This is a genomic window from Afifella sp. JA880 (assembly GCF_025379905.1).
GTDB lineage: Bacteria > Pseudomonadota > Alphaproteobacteria > Rhizobiales > Afifellaceae > Afifella > Afifella aestuarii.
This window is the reverse complement of sequence record NZ_JAOANH010000003.1, coordinates 175,867-198,260: the sequence shown is the minus strand read 5'-3', so window position 1 is coordinate 198,260 and position 22,394 is coordinate 175,867. Positions and strand designations below refer to the sequence as shown.

13 protein-coding genes are annotated in these 22,394 nt (G+C 64.6%); 7 read left to right on the top strand and 6 right to left on the bottom strand.

The features are described 5' to 3' along the window. The first annotated feature begins 2 nt into the window (after positions 1-2). Positions 3-1,673: a urocanate hydratase gene (gene hutU, locus NYQ83_RS13910; RefSeq protein ID WP_261215395.1), complete on the top strand. Its 1,671-nt coding sequence runs from the start codon at positions 3-5 to the stop codon at positions 1,671-1,673. Between the two features lie 82 nt (positions 1,674-1,755). Here the strand turns inward: hutU and NYQ83_RS13905 are convergent, their stop codons facing one another. Next, positions 1,756-2,247, bottom strand: coding sequence for a GFA family protein (locus tag NYQ83_RS13905; RefSeq protein WP_261215393.1), 492 nt, complete (start codon positions 2,245-2,247; stop codon positions 1,756-1,758). A 346-nt stretch (positions 2,248-2,593) separates the two neighbouring features. Between NYQ83_RS13905 and NYQ83_RS13900 the strand changes: the two genes are divergently transcribed. The 3 genes from NYQ83_RS13900 to NYQ83_RS13890 all read left to right on the top strand — a co-directional run bounded on the left by NYQ83_RS13900 (position 2,594) and on the right by NYQ83_RS13890 (position 5,645). Continuing rightward, positions 2,594-3,376 (top strand): response regulator, encoded by a 783-nt coding sequence (locus NYQ83_RS13900; RefSeq protein WP_092813723.1) that lies wholly within the window; start codon positions 2,594-2,596, stop codon positions 3,374-3,376. 464 nt (positions 3,377-3,840) lie between these two features. Then, positions 3,841-4,860: a sensor histidine kinase gene (locus tag NYQ83_RS13895; protein ID WP_261215391.1), complete on the top strand. Its 1,020-nt coding sequence runs from the start codon at positions 3,841-3,843 to the stop codon at positions 4,858-4,860. Positions 4,861-5,120: 260 nt separating this feature from the next. Beyond that, positions 5,121-5,645: a flavin reductase family protein gene (locus tag NYQ83_RS13890; protein WP_261215389.1), complete on the top strand. Its 525-nt coding sequence runs from the start codon at positions 5,121-5,123 to the stop codon at positions 5,643-5,645. On the opposite strand, the gene NYQ83_RS13885 is transcribed toward NYQ83_RS13890, so the two are convergent. Then, positions 5,580-7,814, bottom strand: a complete 2,235-nt coding sequence (locus tag NYQ83_RS13885; RefSeq protein WP_261215387.1) for a tetratricopeptide repeat protein — start codon at positions 7,812-7,814, stop codon at positions 5,580-5,582. The two genes, NYQ83_RS13890 and NYQ83_RS13885, sit on opposite strands and share 66 nt — an antisense overlap. Positions 7,815-7,994: 180 nt before the next feature. Here NYQ83_RS13885 and NYQ83_RS13880 point away from each other — a divergent pair, with 180 nt between their 5' ends. Next, on the top strand, positions 7,995-9,440 hold the full coding sequence (locus NYQ83_RS13880) for a homospermidine synthase (protein WP_261216178.1): 1,446 nt from the start codon (positions 7,995-7,997) through the stop codon (positions 9,438-9,440). Positions 9,441-9,532: 92 nt separating this feature from the next. Here NYQ83_RS13880 and pbpC read toward each other — a convergent pair whose 3' ends face one another. From pbpC to NYQ83_RS13865, 3 genes are all read right to left on the bottom strand, one after another. Continuing rightward, a complete protein-coding gene (gene pbpC / locus NYQ83_RS13875; RefSeq protein WP_261215386.1) occupies positions 9,533-11,563 on the bottom strand; it encodes a penicillin-binding protein 1C in 2,031 nt (676 codons plus the stop codon). Between the two features lie 62 nt (positions 11,564-11,625). Then, positions 11,626-17,106: an alpha-2-macroglobulin family protein gene (locus NYQ83_RS13870; protein WP_261215385.1), complete on the bottom strand. Its 5,481-nt coding sequence runs from the start codon at positions 17,104-17,106 to the stop codon at positions 11,626-11,628. A gap of 98 nt (positions 17,107-17,204) precedes the next feature. Next, positions 17,205-17,855 (bottom strand): 5'-methylthioadenosine/S-adenosylhomocysteine nucleosidase, encoded by a 651-nt coding sequence (locus NYQ83_RS13865; RefSeq protein ID WP_128291776.1) that lies wholly within the window; start codon positions 17,853-17,855, stop codon positions 17,205-17,207. Between the two features lie 148 nt (positions 17,856-18,003). On the opposite strand from NYQ83_RS13865, the gene NYQ83_RS13860 reads away from it, so the two are divergent. Then, complete coding sequence (locus NYQ83_RS13860; protein WP_261215383.1) at positions 18,004-20,178, top strand: malate synthase G; 2,175 nt, start codon at positions 18,004-18,006, stop codon at positions 20,176-20,178. Positions 20,179-20,340: 162 nt separating this feature from the next. After that, positions 20,341-20,856: an MgtC/SapB family protein gene (locus NYQ83_RS13855; RefSeq protein WP_261215381.1), complete on the top strand. Its 516-nt coding sequence runs from the start codon at positions 20,341-20,343 to the stop codon at positions 20,854-20,856. A 530-nt stretch (positions 20,857-21,386) separates the two neighbouring features. Here NYQ83_RS13855 and NYQ83_RS13850 read toward each other — a convergent pair. Continuing rightward, positions 21,387-22,385, bottom strand: coding sequence for an ABC transporter substrate-binding protein (locus NYQ83_RS13850; protein WP_261215380.1), 999 nt, complete (start codon positions 22,383-22,385; stop codon positions 21,387-21,389). Positions 22,386-22,394 lie beyond the last annotated feature (9 nt).

The following is a 22,394-nucleotide window of genomic DNA, read 5'->3' as shown; positions in this document are numbered from 1 at the left end:
ACATGAACCGTCTCGACAACGCCCGCAAGATTTCGAGCCCGCGGGGAACCGAGCTCACGGCCAAATCCTGGCTGACCGAAGCGCCGATGCGCATGCTGATGAACAATCTCGACCAGGAGGTCGCCGAAAAGCCGGAAAGCCTCGTCGTCTATGGCGGCATCGGGCGGGCGGCGCGCGACTGGGACTCCTTCGACCGCATCGTGTCGACGCTGAAGGAGCTCGAGGCCGACGAGACGCTGCTCATCCAATCGGGCAAGCCGGTCGGTGTCTTCCGCACGCATGAAGACGCGCCGCGGGTGTTGATCGCCAATTCCAATCTCGTGCCGGCCTTCGCCAATTGGGAGCATTTCAACAAGCTCGATCGGGCCGGGCTGATGATGTACGGCCAGATGACGGCCGGCTCGTGGATCTATATCGGCACGCAGGGCATCGTTCAGGGCACCTACGAGACGTTTGCGGAGATGGGCCGCCAGCATTATGGCGGCGATCTCTCCGGCCGCTGGATCCTGACCGGTGGGCTCGGCGGCATGGGCGGCGCGCAGCCGCTCGCCGCCACCATGGCGGGTGCATCCATGCTCGCCGTCGAATGCCAGCAGAGCCGCATCGAGTTCCGCAAGCGCACCGGCTATGTCGATGAGATGACGCAGGATCTCGACGAGGCGCTCGCCATGATCGAGCGCGCCTCCAAGGAGAAGAAGGCGATCTCCGTCGGCCTTCTCGGCAATGCTGCCGAGGTCTTTCCGGAGCTTCTGCGGCGCGGCGTCCGCCCGGATGCGGTCACCGACCAGACCTCGGCGCATGATCCCTTGAACGGCTATCTTCCGGCCGGCTGGACGCTCGGCGAATGGGAAGAGCGGCGCGAGAGCGACCCTGAAGCTGTCGAAAAGGCGGCGAAAGAGTCCATGCGGGCGCAGGTGGAAGCCATGCTCGGCTGGTGGGACCAGGGCGTGCCGGTCGTCGATTACGGCAACAACATTCGCCAGCGTGCCAAGGAAGTGGGGCTTGAACGCGCCTTCGACTTCCCGGGCTTCGTGCCGGCCTATATCCGCCCGCTCTTCTGCCGCGGCATCGGGCCGTTCCGCTGGGCGGCGCTGTCCGGCAACCCGGAAGACATCTTCAAGACCGACGCGAAGGTGAAGGAGCTCCTGCCGGACGACAAGCACCTGCACAACTGGCTCGACATGGCGAGGGAGCGCATCCACTTCCAGGGTCTGCCGTCGCGCATCTGCTGGGTCGGGCTCGGCGATCGCGACCGGCTCGGTCTCGCCTTCAACGAGATGGTGGCGAAGGGCGAACTGGAAGCGCCGGTCGTCATCGGCCGCGATCATCTCGATTCCGGCTCCGTCGCTTCGCCGAACCGCGAGACGGAATCGATGCGGGACGGCTCGGATGCCGTCTCCGACTGGCCGCTCCTCAATGCGCTTCTCAACTGCGCGTCCGGAGCGACCTGGGTATCGATCCACCATGGCGGCGGCGTCGGCATGGGCTGGTCGCAGCATTCCGGCCAGGTGATCGTCTGCGACGGCAGCGAGGCCGCGGCGCGGCGGATTTCACGGGTTTTGTGGAACGATCCGGCGACCGGCGTCATGCGTCATGCCGATGCGGGCTATGAAGAGGCGCTCGCCTGCGCCCGCGAGAAAGGCCTGAAGCTGCCGGGGATTTTGGGCAGCTGAGGTCTCAACTCACGAGAGATCGAGAAGGCGGGCTGCGGCCCGCCTTTTCTTTGCGTGCGATTTCGTGGGCTCCAGCCGATCGTCACTCCACCCAGAGGCCGCGGCTCTTGTGCCAGCCTTCGAGCGATTCATCTGGATAAACGTTGAAGGTCTGATCGTTCGGGCCGATATCGGGCACGACCCAGTTTGCCTTCGAGCCGAGCATCAGATGCACGCGCTCCGGCGGGATCGGCAGTTCGCTGTCGATTGCCGAGGCGAAGGGATGGATGAGCTCCGGCCAGGTCGGGTCGAAAAGCCAGAGCGCGGTGGCGCAATGGCGGCAGAAATTGCGTTCGCCTGTCGAGACCTCGCAATGGCCGCCGCGGTCGATTTCCGCGCGGAAGATCTCGATCGCCTCGCGGCCTTCCACTTTCAGCGTCGCGGCAATGCCGCCGAGATTGATGGCGTAACCGCCGCCGCCCGCCGTCTTGCGGCAGATGGAGCAATAGCAGAGCTGATAGGGCTGAGGCGTGTGGCTTTCGACGGAAAAGTGCACCGCGCCGCAGCGGCACGAGCCTTTCAGGGTCATTGGCATGGCGGTCTCCTCGTAAAGGGCCTTGTTTCACTCCGGCATCTAGGACGGCGTGGCGCCGTCGCGAGGGGAGGGCATGGCGCCGCCGCCTTTGAGCGCCCTGCGCCCCTGCCACGCCTCGTGCCTGCAGGCCCGGCCGCTGCGTCTTGATGCGTCTCGTTGGGGGCTCCGGTTCGGAAGCCGGCAAAGTCAATGATTTCGCGGCGTTTGGCGCCTTGCCTCCTTGCAACTCTTGCCACAATCATTTCATAACGACGCGTTGCAGCACCCCAGAGGACGGACCTCATGCAGCCTTTGCCGGTGACGCTTTGATTGTCCGCAACCTCGTTGTTCCATTCAGGATGATGACATGTCGCTAGTCGCCAACACCGCGCCCCACCTTCCTTATCTGCGTCGCTTCGCCCGCGCATTGACGGGCGGGCAGAAGAGCGGAGATGCCTATGTGGTTTCCGTGCTGGAGGCGCTCGTCGAGGATCCCGATTCCTTCAATTCCGATAACGACCCGCGCGTCGAGCTTTTCAAAGCCTTCTGCCGCTACTGGAATTCGGTCGATATCAACCTGAAGGAAGATACGGTCGATCCGGTTGGCGACCCGTCCGTGCGGCGGCTCGAGGCGATCACGCCGCTGCCGCGCCAGGCCTTTCTGTTGATGTCGGTGGAAGATTTTTCCGCCGGCGAGACGGCCGAAATTCTCGGCAAGTCGGAAGAAGAGGTCTCCCGCCTCGTCGACCAGGCCGGCCGCGAGATCGCCGAGCAGGTGGCGACCGACGTCCTCATCATCGAGGACGAGCCGCTGATCGCCATGGACATCGAAACCCTGGTGAAGACGCTCGGCCACAGCGTGACCGGCGTCGCCCGCACGCATTCGGAAGCGATCAAGGCGGTGGAAGAGCATCGCCCGGGGCTGGTTCTCGCCGATATTCAGCTCGCCGACGGCAGCTCCGGCCTCGATGCCGTCAATGAAATGCTGCAGTCGTTTTCCGTGCCCGTCGTCTTCATCACCGCCTATCCGGAGCGGCTTTTGACCGGCGAGCGGCCGGAGCCGGCCTTCCTCATCACCAAGCCGTTCCAGCCGGACACGGTGAAGGCGGTGATCAGCCAGGCTTTGTTTTTCGAGCGCCGCGCGAGCTAGTTGCGAGGCGGTCGGAGGGGCTCAGAACCCCGTCCGGCGCGAGGGCGCGCGCGCTGCAGGCGGCCTTCGCAAAAAAAATCGCAGCCCGTCGTTTTTTTTTCGGAACCTTCCTTCGAACCCGCCGTTGTGGGTCCATAAGTAAGAGTTACGGAAACGGCGGGCGCGCCTCCTCTTCCCCCCTTTGCCCCAGCGTCCGCTGTTTCCGTCAACTTTCCAAGCAGCAAGAACAGGCCTCCTCCGGGAGGCCGTTTTTTTATGGTTCGGCTTTATCTCCTTCGTACCGCCCGGCTTTTTCGAGATCCTCTCGGACACGGCGAGATGAGCGCCTGCGGCGTAAGACCAACGGCTTTTTTCTTGTGGCGAATTATCGCCGCCATGGACGGGAACTTGATGCGCCGCCTATCGTTGTGCCGAGGACCGACCTCCGGTATGACCTGTCTCATGTATTTTCGGTGTTTTTGGCCGTGACAGCTTCACCGCCTCGCGACAAGGAAGGACGCCCTCTCGGGGCGACGCACGTCGCCAAAGCGGCGCTATGGGAGCGCTGTGCCAAGCTCCTGCGCGGCTCGCAGATCTCATTGTTTTCTCAAGACGCCGAAGGCCATTTCAACTGGGTCTTCAATTCGCCTGCGGGCTTGAGCCCGTCCACCGTGCTCGGACGTACCGACGAGGAGGTGCTGCCGCTCGCCGCGGCCGAGCAGCTCGGAGCGGCCAAGGAGGCGGCGATCCAGGAGGGCGAGATGCAGCAGGTGGAGCTGTGTCTGCCTTATGGTGACGATCCGCGCTGGTACGACGTGATGCTGGTGCCCGAAGAAGACGAGGACGGCTCGCAGACGGCCATCATCGGCGCGGCGATCGACATCACCGAGCGCAAGATCCAGGAAGAGCATCTTCGCATCGTCATGCGCGAGCTGGCGCACCGTTCCAAAAACCTGCTTGCCGTCATTCAGGGCATCGCGCGGCAGACGGCGGAAAACGCCTCTTCCACGGAGCAATTCGTCAGCCGCTTCAACGGGCGCATCTTTTCCCTGTCGCGCGCGCATGACGTGTTGACGGAGGCCGACTGGCGCGGGGCGCGCATCTTCGATCTCGTTCGCTCGCAGATTTCGCTTTATGCCGAGCCGCGGCTGAGCCAGGTCGAGATCACCGGCATCAACGGCTTTCTGCGGCCGAACGCGGCGCAATATCTCGGGCTCGCTTTGCATGAGCTCACCACCAATGCCATCAAATACGGGGCGCTCGGCACCGATGAGGGGCGTGTGGAAGTCGCCTTCGAACAGGTGCCGGACGATGCCGGCCGCTATCGCTTCACCTGGTGCGAGCGGAAAGGTCCCCCGGTGAAGGAGCCGAAGTCGAGAAGTTTCGGCGTCGTCATGTTGTGCAATGTCGTGCCGACAACAGTCGGCGGCGAGGCCGAGCTCGTCTTTGACGGCGACGGGCTGTGCTACGAGCTGACGCTCGCCAAATCGCAACTTATTCCCTGATCGCTCGTTCATGGGCAGTTGGCACGGACCCGTCGGCCTGACAGGTCGGCTCGGCCCTGAGCCCCGGCTGCATCGATCTTCAGATCGGGCCGAGGATCTTCTCGCGTCCCCTGTCGCCCGGTGGAACGCGCGTATCGCAAGCGCCCGAGCGGCAGGCGTGACATCACGGCATGGTCGCTTCCACGCCCGGCATTTGTGAGATCGCGAGCGACCCTATATGCAGGGTCGATAAGAAAACCCCAGGCATTCAGGACGATTTCATGGACCAGACGGCGGCGACCGCCATCGACCCGAAGCTTTTCCGCAATGTCATGTCGCGCTTTGCAAGCGGCGTGACCGTGGTTGCCGTCAAGACGGAGAGCGGTGTGCGGGCCATGACGGCGAACGCGTTTCTGTCGGGTTCTCTCAACCCGCCGCTCACCGTCGTTTCCGTTGCCAAACGCGCGCATATGCATCCGGTGCTGTCAGAGGCCGAGATCTATTCGATCAGCTTTCTCGCCCGCGAGCAGGAGGATCTGAGCAACCTTTTCGCGGGACGCAAAGTCGAGGGCGCGAAGGCGGAGTTTTTCGATTTTCACGGCGCCCCCGCGCTCGAGGGCGCTCTCGCCCATATCGCGCTGACGTCTCATGACGTGCACGAATGCGGCGACCATTCGCTCTTCCTCGGCGAGGTCCGCGGCATGCAGGCGAAGACCGGGACGCCGCTTCTCTATTACGCTTCAGCCTATCACCACCTTGCGACCGAGCCGGAGAGCGCGACGCACAAGGTGGCGAATTTCTGGTAGGAGCCAGCCGGCGATCCCGGAATTCGCTCTCGCCTCGAGCCTCTGCCGTCTGGCGCGAACGTCTTCGAGCATGCGCACGGTCCCGGCCTCATGCGGGTAGGCCCCCGCTAGCCGATAGGCGTGTGCGGCCGCCTCGAAGGCTTCCTCGGCCCGCCTGAATTCGGCGACGTCGCGCGTCATCCTGGCCCGCGCGAGGAGAGCCTTGGCGAGCCGCGATTGCGCGTCCGCCCAATCGAAAGGTGCCGTGTCCAAATCGTGGAGTGCCAGAACCGCGCGGTAGGCCGAGAGGGATTCTTCGAGGCGCTGCGGGCTCTTCTCAAGCTCGCCGAGTGCGCGCAGCCCATTGGCGAGGCTCCCCTGGCTTTCGGCCCATTCCACGGGCATTTCCTCGCGCCGCCGTTCCTCCAGCGAACGGTAGAAGGCCGCGATCCCCTCCCTGATGAGCCGCTTGTTGCGGCGGCGTTGACCGAGGACACAGAGGTTCGTTCCGAGATTCATCTGGCCCATCGCCCAGTCTTGCGGGAAGCGCTCGCGCGGCCATTCCTCCAGCGCGGCGCGTGTGGCAGCGACCGCCTTTTCGAGATGCGCCCGGTTTCCGGTCTCTTCCCCGAGAAGCCGCAACGCATAGGCAAGGCTGTTTTGGGTGCTGGCCCAGGCCTTTGCGTGCTTGCGACGGTTCTGGACCTTCAAGGCTGCACGATAGCAGGCGATTGCATCTTCGAGCGTGTCCGGTTTGCCGGTCCTGTCGGCGAGCGTGGCGAGCACATTTCCAAGATTTGCGTTTGTCGCGCCCCATCGCAGACGCAGCCGCGACCGCGGCCATTCCTTCAAGGCCTGAGCGTAAACGCGGCCCGCTTCCAGAAGGAGGCTCGGATCGCCCTTTCGCTCGGAGAGGGCTTCAAGCGCATGCCCGAGGCTCGTATGCGCCTGCGCCCAGATGAATGGCGCGCGCTTCTGCGGCAGGTCGGCGACGACGCGCCGGCCGATCGCGATCGCTTCCTCCAGCGCCGCGGCATTCGGCGCGTTCCTGCCCCGGAGTCGAAGAATGTGTGCCAGCATGATTTGCGCGTCGGCCCACCTTACAAGGGTGCGCTCCGGACGATATTCCTCAAGCGCTTCGCGGAGACAGGCCTCGGCCTCTTCAAGGCGAGAGGGGCCGTCCATCTCCGCCAGGCAGGCGAGGGCCGTGCCGCATTCGCGCTTCGTCTCGGCCCAGTCGAAGGGGACGAGATCGCGCCGGCGGTACGGCAACGCCTGCGCGAAGGTCGCGACGGCCTCTTCCAGGAGGGCGGGATCCCTTTCCTCGTACCCGATGTGCCGAAGGGTGATCGCCAAAGCGTTGAGCGTGCCTGCCCGTGCGAGCGGCGCGATGTCGGGCGGAAGGCCTTCGAGCGCGTGGCGATAGGCAGCGAGCGCCAGCTGGTGAGCGTTCGGGTCATGGTTCAAACGCCCGAGCAGAGCCGCCGATCGCCCCACGGCATGGAGCAGGCCGGCGCGCTGCGGATCGGAGAGGGATTTCGGCATCCTCTCGCACAGGGCCTTCAGCTCAAGCGTCTGAGGCACGAGCCAATCGAGAAGCAGAGGAACATCGTCCTCTCCGGTCAGCGCTGTTTGGGTGAGAGCGGTGGCGACGAAAGCCGGCGCGAGAGACGCGGCGAAATCGAGCGGCAGTTCGAGCGTCGCAAGCCCGCAGATGTCGCCGCCAACGTCGCGGCCGAGAAAGCTGACCGCAAGTACCTGTTCGGCCCGGTCGATGCGACCGAAGATGAGGACATCCGCCTTGCGGGCGCGCAGGACGTCTTCCGCCTGGCGCTCCATTTCGATGCGGCCGGCGAATTTCCATCCCGGCGGGGCAGGGATCCTCGCCACTTTCAGCGCCGGTATCGACGAGAGAGCCGCGGCGATGCGCGTGGCCCTGCTGCCATCGTCGTCGCCGGAGAGATCGGTGAGGACGATCCGGAAACCGCGGCGGCGGCGCCTCATTTTCCCGATCGCGGCCTTCGATCCGTCGAGCAGGCGCGCCAGGCCAGGCTTGATGAGTGCAGCATCGATCCACATGAGCAGACGCTCGACGAGCGACCAGGCGAAACTCAGAATCAGAAAACCGCAGAAGAGCCAGGCTCCGAGATGGGTGACGGCGCCTGCAATATCCATCGCATCGGTGTTCACGGCCAACCCCCCGTCGTCGTGATGGCGAGAACAATAGAAGAACAAAATGGCGCAATCAAGCAGAAATGCGCGGCAGGGTTGTGTTTATCGCGTATTCAGGCTGCGGCGCCTTTTCTCTTCTGCCGCCTTGCCCTTTTCGCCGCTTTCCTCCAATCGGAAGCCGGCATGAGCCCGAAGGAGATGTTGATGAGCGACTGGCCCGTCCACGGCAAGATTACCGGCCCCATCGTGATGATCGGCTTCGGCTCGATCGGACGCGGGACGCTGCCTCTGATCGAGCGGCATTTCGAGTTCGACAAGGACCGCTTCGTCGTCATCGACCCGGTCGACACCGACCGCAAGCTCCTCGACGAGCGCGGCATCGCCTTCATCCAGAAGGAAGTGACGGCGGACAATTATCGCGAGCTTCTGACGCCGCTCCTGACCAAGGGCGAGGGCCAGGGCTTTTGCGTCAATCTTTCGGTCGATACGTCTTCGCTCGACATCATGAAGCTCTGCCGCGAGATCGGCGTGCTTTATATCGACACCGTGGTGGAGCCCTGGCTGGGTTTCTATTTCGACCGCGGCATGGACCAGGCGCAACGCACCAACCATGCGCTGCGCCAGACCGTGCGCGACGAGAAGGCGCGTTCGCCGGGCGGCACGACGGCCGTCTCCTGCTGCGGCGCCAATCCGGGCATGGTGTCTTGGTTCGTGAAGCAGGCGCTCGTCGATCTCGCCGAGGCGCTGCAACTCACTTATGAAGAGCCGTCGCAGGACGATCGCGCCGGCTGGGCGAAGCTGATGCGCGATGTCGGCGTCAAAGGCATCCATATCGCCGAGCGCGACACGCAGCGTGCCAAGCATCCGAAGCCGATGAACGTCTTCTGGAACACCTGGTCGGTGGAAGGCTTCATTTCGGAAGGCCTGCAGCCGGCCGAGCTCGGCTGGGGCACGCACGAAAAATGGACGCCCGAGAATATGCGGGCGCAGCAGACGGGGTGCCAATCGGCCCGCTTCATGCTGCAGCCGGGCGCCAATACCCGTGTCCGCACCTGGTGCCCGACGCCGGGCGCGCAGTACGGCTTCCTCGTCACCCACAATGAATCGGTGTCGATCTCCGATTATTTTACGATCGGCGAGGGGCTCGAACCGGAATACCGGCCGACGGTGCATTACGCCTATCACCCGGCGAACGACGCCGTTTTGTCGCTGCATGAAATGTTCGGCCAGGCCGGCAAGGCGCAGCCGAAGCACCATATTCTCGACGAGGATGAGATCGAGGACGGTATCGACGAGCTCGGCGTGCTGCTCTACGGCCACAAGAAGAACGCCTATTGGTACGGCTCGCGGCTTTCCATCGAGGAGACGCGCGATATCGCTCCCTATCAGAACGCGACCGGCCTGCAGGTGACCTCGGCCGTGCTCGCCGGCATGGTGTGGGCGCTGGAACATCCTGAAGCCGGCATCGTGGAGGCCGACGAGATGGATTTCCGCCGCTGCCTCGAGGTGCAGCTTCCCTATCTCGGGCCCGTCGAAGGCCATTACACCGACTGGACGCCGTTGACGGACCGGCCGGGGCTCTTCCCGGAAGACATCGACGACAGCGATCCCTGGCAGTTCCGCAACGTGCTCGTGCACGGATAAGCGGCACGCACTCTTCGGCAAGAAACAAGGCGGTCGCTCCGGCGGCCGCCTTTTTGTTTGGTCGGGGGCGCTTTGGTGGCTTCGGGAGCGGTCTATTGCAGGAAGACGCGGACGGAGGCGCCTTTGCCGGTTCGGTCGAGCACCGTGACATCGGCAAAACCCGGACCGTCCGGCTCAAAGAAGAGCTCGCGACGAAAGGCGGTGTGGCCGACCGGGCGACCGTTGACGAACCAGGTGAAGGGCGGGGCGCCGTCGCGGAGTTTCACGGCGAGCGCTTCGCCATGGCCTTCTCCATGTTGGTCGGCGAGGCCGAGATCGATGCGGGCACCATCGGGCGGAAAGGCGATTTCGGGGCCCGGCGTGCCCGGCTCAGCGCCGCGAGCGACATGGCGGAGCGGCGGCGGCAAATCGGCCGTCGCCGCATCGAGAAGGTTCGGCGGGGCGGCGCGCAGGCGCTTTGTGGGCCCGAGGCGGGCGAAGGCTTCCAGCATGATCGGGGCGGCGGCCTCGATGCCGACGAGGCCCGGGACGGGCGTCGCATCGGCGCGGCCGGCCCAGACGCCGATGACGTGGTTTCCGTCGAACCCGATCGCCCAGGCATCGCGGTAGCCATAAGAGGTGCCGGTCTTGAAGGCGATGTTGTCGGCCTTGGCGCCAAGCGGTGTCGGCGCGCCGGCGAGGATGTCGGAGACCTGCCAGGCCGCTGCCTCGGAGAGGACGCGGCCGAGCGGTTTGCCCGTCTGACCTTTTTCCTCCGTCAACGACATGGCGCGCCCGCCGCGGGCGATCGCCGCCGACAAGGTGACGAGATCGCGGAGCGTGACGCCGAGCCCGCCCAGGCCGATCGCTAGGCCCGGCGGCGAGACGTCGGACAAAGCGGGGCGCACGCCCGCGCGGCGCATGCGGGCGAGAAGCCGCGCCGGGCCGACCTCTTCCAGAAGTGTGATCGCCGGCACATTCAGAGACAATTGCAGGGCACGGCGCACGGTGACGGTGCCGCGGTATTCGCCGTCGAAGCTCGACGGCGTGTAGCCGGAAAAGGCGCTCGGACGGTCGTCGATCAGGCTTTCGGGATGGGCGAGACCGAGCTCGAAGGAGAGGCCGTAGATCAAGGGCTTCAAGGTGGAGCCCGGCGAGCGCTCGCGCTCCGTCATGTCGATGAAGCCGGCGCGGGCGAAATCGAGCGGATCGGAGGAGCCGACAGAGGCCAGAATCTCGCCGGTGCGGTGGTCGGCGACGAGGATGGCGACGCTCGTCTTGCGCCCGAGCGTCTTTGCCGCCTTATGCGCCAGAGCTTCCAGGCGGGCCTGGGCATCCGCATCAATCGAAAGCGCGATGACGGCAGGCGCGTCGGGGCGATGGGCGAGGCGGTTCGCGAGATGGGCCGCGAGCATCGGGAAGGGATGGCGGGTGTGCGGCGAGGCTTCGGTGCGCGCCTGATGGGCGATTTCGGGGCGGAGCGCGCCGGCCTTGGCAGCGCGGGCGAGCACACGGTCGCGCGCCTCTTTTGCCCGCTTCGGAAAACGGTCCGGCCGGCGGGCTTTCGGCGATTGCGGGATGGCGACGAGAAGCGCGGCCTCCGCGGCTGTCAGACGGCGCGGCTCCTTGCCGAAATAGGCGAGCGAGGCGGCGCGTACGCCTTCGATATTGCCGCCATACGGGGCAAGCAGGAGATAGAGATCGAGGATCTCGTCCTTCGACAGACGCGTCTCAAGGGCGCGCGCCAGAAGGATCTGGTGCACCTTGCCGACGAGGCTGCGCGTGTCGTCGTCGCCGAGAAGCCGCGCCACCTGCATGGTGAGCGTCGAGCCGCCGGAGACGATGCGCCCGTGGCGCAGCATCTGCCAGAAGGCGCGGCCCATCGCGGCCATATCGACGCCGTGATGGGTGAAGAAGCGCTTGTCCTCATAGGCGAGAAGGAGACGCGTGAAGAGCGGGTCGACGTCGCCTTTCGCCGCATCGAGGCGCCAGATGCCGTCCGCCACCGGGAAGGGGCGGAGCAGCGTGCCGTTGCGGTCGACGACGAGCTGCGAGGTCGGCGGGTGAAGGTCGGGCAGAGGGGTGAGATTGACCGCGAGCCGCAGGCCCGCGGGCGCTGCGAGCGCGAGGGCGCAGGCAAGCACGAGGCCGATGCCGAGGCGGCGCTGTCCCCGGCGACGGGCGCGCGTATGGGGGCCGTTCCCGCTCAGCGCAGCGGCCCCTCCACATGCACGCGTCCGGCCTCGGTGCGGGCGCGAAGCTCCGGCTCGTACATGTCCTCGATGGTGGCGGCCGGCTGCACGAAATCGCCCGGCGAGACGGCGCGAACCATGTAGGCGAGGCTGAAGCGGGTCTGATCGTCGGGCTGGCGATCGAGGGCCGCCACGAAGCGGTCGGCGCGGAATTCCACATGCGCCGGCTCGGTCGACAGATCGAGCCAGTCGAGGGTGCCGACATCGCCGGAACGCAGGATGTTGGGATTGTCGATCTCAAAACCCGCCGGCAGCGGATCGTCGAGAATGAGATGGCCGGAGCCCGTCTGTTCGGCGGTGACGGTCAGAACGACGACGAGGCGGTCGCCCTGCGCCACATGGCTCGGATCGAGAGGATCGCCTTCGAGCGTGAAAGTTTCGCGTGCGATCAGATAGCCATTGCCGGAGGCGGGTTCGGGCGAGGACGGCTTGCCGGTCGCGCTGATCGCCACATCGACGGGCGAGGCGGCGAGATTGGCGATTTTCGGTCCCTCGCCTTGCAGTGCGGCTTCCTCGATCGCCGTCGACATCGGCCCGTCATAGCGTTTGCCTGCGACCTCGAGCTCCGGCCGGGCGGCGCTTTGCATCAGCGCATGGGCGGCCATCAGCGACCAGGCGTCTTCCTGCGTACTGGTGCGCTTTTCCTCGGCGCGCCGGTCGGCAACGAAATTGGCGAGAAGCGGCAGATCGACGGAATCGGCGCTCGTTTCGGAGGCGAGCGTCAGGATCGCCGCGCCGTCGCGGAGCTTGGAGCCGTAATCGCTGCGCCGCTGATCCGATGCGGCGTACTCAAGCTCGGACACCGCGCGCCGGAAGACCGTCTGCGACAGGCTACGATCGCCATAAAGGGCAAGGCCCGCGCCGATCTGCGCCTTGGCGAGCGGGGTGGCGAAATCACCGAGCTTGGTCTCGGCGTAATAGCGCAGGTCGCCGATCGCGGCGCGGCCGTTTTGCGCGAGCACATAAAGCGCATAGGCGATGTCTTCGCCGCCATCGGAGAAGTCGGAGGCATAGGCGATGCGGTTCTTCAGATTGTCGAGCGCGATCGTGAAGGCCGTGTCGGGAACCTCGTGGCCGGCGCGGCGGGCGCGGGTCAGGAAGTCGCTCACATAGGCATCGAGCCAGAGATCGTCGGAGCCCGGTCCCCAGAGGCCGAAGCCGCCGCTGGCGCTTTGGTAGGCGAGGACCGATTCGATCGCCTTATCGATGCGCTTGTCGGTTTCCGCATCGCTGCCGAGGCCGGCGGCGACTGCGATGTCGTTGAGATAGACGAGCGGCAGAGCGCGGCTCGTCAGCTGTTCGGCGCAGCCATAGGGATAGCGGTCGAGTTTTCGCAGGATCTGCGGCACGTCGATGCGACCGGCTCCGGAGGCGGAGACGCGCACCTTGCCCGAACCCGGGACGAGGCCGTCGAGAAGGTCGGACGAGAGATCGACCGATCCGCCCGGCGCGAGCGTGACGAAGGAGGTGCGGACGACTTCCGGCGTCGCATCGCGAACGGTGAGCGCCAGATCCTTTTCCAGAACCTCGCCCGACGGTGTGGTGAGGCGGACCGAAAGGGTCGCATCGCCTTCCTTGCCGGCGGTCACCGGCAGGAGGAGCTGGCTGCGGGCGCCCTCGGCGAGGTCCGTCTCGACGGGGGAGCCTGCGACGCTCACGATGTCGTCGTCACTGCTTGCGACCTCGACCGAGACGGGCCCGGCGGGGCCTTCCACATGGGTGAGATCGAGCGCGAGGCGGGACTGGTCGCCCGGCGCCATGAATTGCGGCAGGGCGGTCGAAACCACCACCGGGTCGCGGACGAGGACGTCGTTTTCGGCATGGCCGACACCCTTTTCGCTCCAGGCGAGGGCCATCAGGCGCACGGTGCCGTTGAAATCGCCGATCGGCACGGAGACTGTCACCTTGCCGTCCGGCCCGGCTTTCACGATGCCGGAATGCCAGGCGACGAGGTTCTCGGTCGGCGCGGGGCCTTCGAAGCGGGCGAGTGCCGCGTCGCCGCCGGTGCGGACACGGCCCGGCGCGCCCTGGAAACGGTCGATCAGGGACGAATAGATGTCGCGGATTTCAACGCCGAGACGGCGCTGGCCGAGATAATAGCTTTCCGGATCGGGCGTTTCGAAGCCGGTCAGGTTGAGGATGCCGAGATCGACGGCGGCGAGCGTCACATAGGCCTCTTCGCCCTCGGCGAGATCGGCGATCTCCACGCTCGCCTCGAAAGCCTGGCGCGGTTTTGCGCTTTCGGGCGCGTCGATGGTGACGGCGAGCCGCTGCGCGGGATTTTCGACGCCCGCCCAGGACAGGCCGAGGGCGCGCGCCGGCATGCGCTTGGCCTCAAGATCCATCGGGCGGTAGAGCGCGGCCGTCACATAGGCGCCCGCACCCCAGTCTTCGGTCACGGGAAGCGTAATTTCGGTGGAGCCTTCGGAGACCTCGACTGATTTCGTCGCCACGATGCGGTCGTCGATCACCATCACCTGGGCGATGCCGGCAAAGCGCGGCTCCAGATGCACGGTTGCGGTGTCGCCGATGCGGTAGCGCTCCTTGTCGAGGGACAGTTTCAGGAATTCCGGCGTTTCGAGCGTCTTCGGGGCGGAATACCAGCCGGCCTCGAAGGTCATGCTGGCGGGGAGGAGAGAGCCGTCCGCCTTGGCGACTTCAAGCTCGTACTTGCCCCATTCGACATCGGCCGCAATCTTGGCCGGATCATCGGCGGAGATCGAGACATCGCCGCTCGCCACGCGCTGGCGCGTCTCGATCGTCTCGTAGTTCCAGCGCCCGCCGGACCGGTACCATTGATAATTCGTGTCGATCTTGGAGAGGGTCCAGCTGAGGCCGTCGGCGGCGATCCGCGATCCGTCCTGAGACAAGGCGATGACGCTGAAATTCGCGGTCGAATTCTCGTCGACCTCGTCCTCGAAGGCCGGCTTGATGCCGAGCCTGGGCCTGTCGCCTGCCAGGGGCAACGTGAGGCTGCGCTCGACCGGGCGGCCGCTCGTATCGATGACGCGGACATTCACCGTCGTCTGGAGGGGATGCGAGGAGACGCCTGTCTCGGGCAGCTGCGGACGAAAGGCGAGATGGCCGTTCTCGTCGGTTGCAAGGCCCGATTGGGGTGCAGTCTGCGTGTCGAAAGTTTCGTCGGCAAGGCCGAAGCGGTAGCCCGCCCAGCCGTCAAGCTCGCCGGCGGTGGAGACGATGGTTTCCGCCTCCACGTCGAGATCTGCGGCCGGTGCGCCATAGAGGAAGCGGGCATCGGCGGTGATCTCCGGCGGGTTCGCCGGCTCGAACTGTGTCGCTTCCGTTTCCAGCGTGAAGTCGAGACGTTCGGGCTGGAAATCCTCGACCAGGAAGGTCGTCTCGGCGATCGCCGGCTTTTTCGGGTCGGTATGGACCGAGACGCGCCACTGGCCGCGCATGGCATTGTCGGAGAGCGCGATCTCGGCGAGCGCGCCGCCGAGGCCTTCATCCTTGAGAAGCTCCTGGCGGTCTTCCTTGCCATCCGGGCGGATGATCTTTGCCGTCAGCGGCAGATCGGTCAGTGCTTTTGAGCGGGAATCGCGGGCGAGCGCCGTCAGATAGACGGTCTCGCCGACGCGGTAGATGCCACGCTCCGTCGTCAGGAAGACGTCGACGGGACCGGGCGCCGCACGCCCTTCGACGCCGCGGTCGGTGAGGTCGAAGGAGGGTTTTGTGAGATCGAGGAAATTGTAGTCGCCGTCTTTCGTTTCGGCGGCGAGAAGGGCCGGCGCCATGCCGCCGGTGCCGCGAATGAGGCCGGGCGCAAAATTCGCCTTGCCGTCCGCATCGGTGTCGGCTTCTCCGAGGATCTCATTGCTGGTGGCGATGAGGCGCAGATGCACGCCTTCGACGGGCTCCGCACTTGCGAGCGAGCGGAGGCTGACATTGAGCCCGTCATTGCCGGCGAAGGTCGCAAGCCCGAGATCGCTTGCGAGGAACCACTGCGTCGCCTTCGCGCCCCAATCCTGGGCGTTGTTTTCCGCGCTTGCGACGAGGACATAGATGCCGGGCTCAAGGTCGTCGACGAGTTCGCCGATCGGAATGGCGCTCACGACTTCGCGGTTGAGACGGGTTTCGACGTCGACACTGCCTTCCCAGATCTTGCGGCCCCTCTCGCTTTCGATCTCGGCCGCCTGCCATTGCGAGAGCTGGTCGAGGAAATTGCCGTTGCGCAGCGTCTCGGCGATGCCGCGATCGGCGATCCAGTAGAGCGAGGCCTTGACGGTCGAGGTGTTGACGGTGGTGACGGGCAGAGAGGCGCTGCCGCCGGCCGGCACGACATAGGCGTTGCCGGAGAAGCGCACGGCGGGCGAGCGGTCACGCACATAGATGTCGAGGGTCGCCGATTTCAGAAGCGCCTCGCCATCGGCGGACGGCAGGCCGGCGCGGGCGGTGATGCGGTAACGGCGGCCATGTTCGACGCCGCTGATGCAGATCTGCTGGCCTTCCGCCTCGACGGCTAGATTGTCGGCGTTCTCGATCGAGACGAAATCGCTCAGATCGGAGCCCGTCGCGGGCAGCTGGTCGGAAAAGTTGAGGCAGATGCGCGGGTCGGCGGCGTCGGAATCGACCTGATGGTCGATGATGCGAAAGCCGTGTTCGGCCACGGCGCTTTCATAGGCGCTTCGCACATCGGGCAGTTCTTCAAGCGCGAGGCTTGCGCGGTAGGCCTTGATCGCCGGCTTCCACTCGTCACGCTCGCCGAGCGAGCGGGCAAGAAGCACAAGGGCTGCGGCACGGTCACGCGAGCCGCGGGCGTGGAGGTAGGCGTTGACGGCGGCGGCCGTGCGCTCTTCGGGGAGGCGTTGGCGCGTCTTCCAGTCGTCGGAGGTCGCCTCGGCGCTGACGGCGGAAAGCCGCAGCCACAGATCGACGCGATCCGGTGCCATCTTGAGTGCGCTTTTGAGTTGCGTTGCCGCGAAGAGATAATTGCCGTTGGCGGCGGCCTCGTCGGCCACGGCGAGTGCGGCGTCGAGCGAGGAGGCATTGTCGGCCCGCGCCAGATCGCCGGAAAGGCGGCGCGCCTCGTCGATGAAGCGCGAGGGCAGGAAGGAGAGCTCGGCCGTGCGCTCTTCGGCAAGCGACAAGGTCGGCAGATCGGAGGTGACGATGCGGCCGGAGATGGCGGCCTTGACGGCGCGGAGATCGCCGACATCCTCCTTCAGAAAACACCATTTGGCGTTGGTGTTGTAGGTGAAGGCGGCACAGCGGCCGTCGACGACGCAGGCGCGTTTGCAGCCTTCGAGCTCGACATCCTTGATGACGTCGTAATCGCCGCCGAAATAATCGGCGCCTTCCGTGGTCAGAAGCCGGCGCTCCTGTGCCTGGGCGCTCACAGGCTCTGGCTGGAGAGTGAGAAAGACGACGGCAAGGGCGGCCAGGGCCACCGGAATTCCGCGAAACAGCGCAAACACCGCACGCTCCCCAACACTTTTTCTGCGTCGGGCGAGCATAGGGGGCGCCGCTATGCCGGTAAAGCAGCTCCTGGCGAAACCTCGCGCCTAGCGGGCTTTCAGCGCGCCGCCGTGCGATGTGGCAATTGCGTCCAGTAGGCGCGATCCATGGCGGCGATGGCGCCCTCCAGCCGGTCGATCACCTTTGCGAGAGACTCATCGACGGCCTCCAGATAGTCGGCCCAATCGCGGAAATGGCGGAGGTCCGCCTTGCCGTCGCTGATGCCTTTGAGGGCGATCGTCGGCAGGTCGAAAGCATGGCCGGCGCGCATCACCGCAAAGCCTTCCATATCGACCATGTCCGCATCGATGAGATCATAGGCGGCGCCGGAGACGATGTTGGAGCCGGTCGAGAGCCTGGCGGCGGCGACGTCGCCGATCTGCTGCGGGATGGCGATTTCAGCCGGAAGATCGAGGAAGGGCGTGCGGCCCTTCTCAAAGCCGAGAGGCGAGGCATCCATATCGCGGAAGCTGATGTGGCTCGCCTGATAGACCGCGCCCTGCTCGAGTGCCCTGGAGCCGGCACTGCCGATGGAGACGAGGAGATCCGGGCGTTCCTCGGGCTTCATTCGGGCGAGGAAGGCCGTGGTGGCGACGGCGGCTTCCACCGGGCCGACGCCGGTGATCAGGGGGCGAATGCGTGCCCGCAGCTCGCTGCGATATTCCTGCTCGGTCGCCATGATGAAGAGGAGGCCGAAGCCTCCGACCATTTCGATTTTCGGCTCTGACACCTTCGAACCCCGCCTTTCAGCCTTTCCGCCAGTTTGACAGAATGGAAAATTCCTTAGATCACACGGCAACAACACCATGCTCCGGACGTTGGCAAGCGACCGGAGGGCGAGAACAGGGGGATGCGTCATGAGTGACCGTGTCGAGGCCGGGGGACTGAAGGTTGCCCGCCCGCTTTATGATTTCATCAACAACGAGGCTCTGGCCGGCACAGGCATCGCGCCGGAGACATTCTGGGATTCCTTCGCGGCGATCGTGCGCGATCTCACCCCGAAGAACCGGGCACTCCTGGCCGAGCGCGAGCGGCTGCAGGCGCGCATCGACGACTGGCACCGCCAGCGTCGCGGCAAGGGTAACTCAGCGGCGGAATATACCGCCTTCCTGCGCGAGCTCGGCTATCTGCAGCCGGAGCGCGGCGAGGTCACCGTCGAGACCGACAATGTCGATCGCGAAATCACCACCATCGCGGGCCCGCAGCTCGTCGTTCCGGTGATGAATGCGCGCTATGCGCTCAACGCCGCCAATGCGCGCTGGGGTTCGCTCTACGACGCGCTTTACGGCACCGATGCGATCTCCGAAGACGATGGGGCGGAGATCGGCAGCGGTTACAATCCGAAGCGCGGCGAGAAGGTGATCGCCTACGCCCGCGGTTTCCTCGATGAATGCTTCCCGCTCGACGGCGATAGCTGGCGGAACGCGAAGGGGCTGTCCGTGCAGGACCAGGCGCTCGCGGTCTGGATGGATGAGGGCCGCTCCGTCCGTCTCAAAGCGCCGGAGCAGTTTGCGGGTTTCCGCGGCGAGGCGGGTTCGCCCTCGGCCGTCCTTCTTGCGAATCACCATCTGCATGCTGAGATCGTCATCAACCGCGATCACCCGATCGGCGGCACCGATCAGGCCGGCATCGCCGACGTGATTCTGGAATCAGCCGTCACCACCATCCAGGATTGCGAGGATTCGGTTGCCGCGGTCGACGGCGAGGACAAGACGCTCGTCTATCGCAACTGGCTCGGCCTGATGAAGGGCGATCTCACTGCCTCCTTCCAAAAAGGCGGAGAGACGAAGACCCGCGCGCTCAACGAGGATCGGCGTTATACCGCGCCCGACGGATCGGAGCTCGTCCTGCCCGGCCGTTCCTTGATGCTCGTGCGCAATTCCGGGCATCTGATGACGACGCCCGCGGTGCTCGACGCGAACGGCGACGAGGTCTTCGAAGGCATGCTCGACGCCATGTGCACGAGCCTGATCGCGCTGCACGACATCGGGCCGAACGGCAAGCGCGGCAACAGCCGCACGGGCTCGGTCTACATCGTCAAGCCGAAGATGCACGGCCCCTTCGAGGTCGCTTTCTCCGACACGCTCTTCGGGCGTGTGGAGGATGCGCTCGGCCTGCCGCGCAACACCGTGAAGATGGGCATCATGGACGAGGAGCGGCGCACCACCGTCAACCTCAAGGAATGCATCCGCGCAGCGAAGAACCGCGTCGTCTTCATCAATACCGGCTTCCTCGACCGCACCGGCGACGAGATCCACACCTCGATGGAAGCCGGCCCGATGATCCGCAAGGGCGACATGAAGGGCTCTGCCTGGATCCGCGCCTATGAGGATTGGAACGTCGATGTGGGCCTTGCCTGCGGGCTTCGAGGCCGCGCGCAGATCGGCAAGGGCATGTGGGCGATGCCGGACAAGATGGCGGCGATGCTGGAGCAGAAGATCGGCCATCCGCAGGCCGGCGCCGACACAGCCTGGGTGCCGTCGCCGACGGCGGCGACGCTGCATGCGATCCACTACCACAAGGTCGACGTGCTCGAGCGCCAGGCGGAATTGAAGAACCGCGAGAAAGCGAGCCTCGACGACATCCTCACCATTCCGGTCGCCGAGAGCCCGAACTGGACGGACGAAGAGATCCAGGCCGAGCTCGACAACAACGCGCAGGGCATTCTGGGCTATGTCGTGCGCTGGATCGACCAGGGCGTCGGCTGCTCGAAAGTGCCGGACATCAACGATGTCGGGCTGATGGAAGACCGCGCAACTCTGCGCATCTCGTCTCAGCATATGGCGAACTGGCTTCACCACGGTGTGGTCAGCGAAGCGCAGATCGTGGAGACGCTGGAGCGCATGGCGAAGGTCGTCGACCGTCAGAACGAGGGCGATCCGAGCTATCGTCCGATGGCGCCGAACTACGACGACAGCGTCGCCTTCCAGGCGGCCAAGGATCTGGTGCTCAAGGGCCGCGTGCAGCCCTCCGGTTACACCGAGCCCATCCTCTATCGCCGGCGCATCGAGGCGAAGGCGAAGCACGGCTGAGCCCGCCGCGGCCGATTTGTGGCAAATCGACGAGTAAGGAGACGGCAGGCCCAAGCGCCTGCCGTTTTCGTTTCGGGCGCTCTGCTCCGGTTGGAATGCGACGCAACCGGAGGGCAAGACATGTGTTCGCTTCCTGTCTGAGGAACGGCGAGGAGGAGCGGCATGGAGGAACTGAGCCTGGCCCTGAATGGTCTGTTCGAGACCACGACGACGCCTGTCGCGGTCATCGCGGCACGGCTCATTTTGGCGGCCGTGCTCGGGGCGATTCTCGGTCTTGAACGCGAGTGGCAGGAAAAGCCCGCGGGTCTGCGCACGCATATGGTGACGGCGCTTGCGGCTGCGACGTTTGCGGTTTTGACGCTGGAGATCGTCGACCTTTTCGAGGGGGCGGGCGACAATGTGCGCTCAGACCCGATCCGGCTCATCGATTCCATCACGGCGGGCGTCGCCTTTCTTGCCGCCGGTGTGATTTTGCATTCGCGCGGCCGGGTCGAGGGGCTGACGACGGGCGCGGGCATGTGGCTGTCGGGAGCAATCGGCGCCGCAGCCGGCCTCGGTTACGGCATCATCGCCATGCTTGGGACTGGGATCGGGCTTTTCATCATCCTGGCGCTCAGGATCGTCTCCGCGAAAGTGCCGGGTGACGAGGACAATGGCAGCCACCGTGGGTCTCGGTAATTTGCCTTAATGCAGTGTTGTACATGTGATCATAACGCCTGATATCAATGATATTATAATAAGTATTATCCATATTGCGTGGCGGCTCTTTTTTAAAATTTTTTCCCTGTTATTTGTCTTGTAGTATTTTGTCCAGCCTATAGAAGGGTGTGATGTTTCTAATTCTATAATATATGAATTAATTTTATCTATTGTATCATCTATTCCTATAAACCGCACCCATCCAATTGTAGATATAAGTAGCGGTAGCCATGACGCGCCAATTTTTGTCGACACATCATCGGAAGATAATGAAAACACAAAAAGCGCTCCAATCGCGCCTATAGCGTATACTTCTGTTTTTTCGATTATTTGTATGTTTCGGTCGATTAGTTTCCTGCACGATTCATACTCGGAGATCAGCAGAGCACTTTCGATATCCTCTTTAGTCATCTGGCCGTTCTCCCTTATCCCGGTTGACGGGCGGTTAGTGAAAGGGAGGCCTGAGCCTCCCTTTCGTTGTCATGCGCGCAATGTGACGTGAGCCCGGCTCACATCTCCTTCATCTTGTCGGTGACGGCTGTCGTGTAGGCGCCTTCCGGCTCCTTGGTGATGACCGGGTCGGAACCGCCTTCGAGCAGCGTCTTCACGGTGCGGTCGTAATCTTCGACATTGAGCGTGCCGTCGGAGCCTTCGGTCAGCTTGTTGATTTCGCGCATCATGCGCTTCTGGTGCTTTTCCGTCTGGGCGCCGGTCTCGTCGTTGTCGAGCACGATCTCGGCCGCCTCGTCCGGGTGCTCGCGGGCATAATCCCAGCCCTTCATGGAGGCCTTCACGAAGCGGGCCATCTTATCGACGAATTCGGGATCCTGAAGGTTCTCCTCCATGACGTAGAGGCCGTCCTCGAGGGTCGCCACGCCCTGATCCTCGTATTTGAAGACGACGAGTTCATCTTCCGGGATGCCGGCGTCGATCACCTGCCAGTATTCGTTGTAGGTCATCGTGGAGATGCAATCGGCCTGCTTCTGGATCAGCGGATCGACGTTGAAGCCCTGCTTGATGACGGTGACGCCGTCCTCGCCGCCCGTCGTCGGGATGTCGAGATGGCTCATCCAGGACAGGAACGGATATTCGTTGCCGAAGAACCAGACACCGAGCGTCTTGCCTTTGAAATCCTCCGGCTTGGTGATGCCGGTCTCTTTGAGGCAGGTGAGTTCCATGCCGGATTTCGCAAAGGGCTGGGCGATGTTGACGAGGGGGACGCCGCGCTCGCGGGCCGCAAGGGCGGCCGGCATCCAGTCGACGATGACATCGGCGCCGCCGCCGGCGATCACCTGTTCGGGCGCGATGTCGGGGCCGCCCGGCTTGATTTCGACATCAAGGCCGGCCTCTTCGTAAAAGCCCTTGTCCTGGGCCACGTAATAGCCGCCGAACTGGGCCTGCGTGACCCATTTGAGCTGCAAGACGACATTGTCGTCCGCAGCTGCGGGGCCGGCGGCGACGGCGGACATGCCGACGGCCAGTCCGAGAGCTGCCAAAACTCGCTTCATACCATTCTC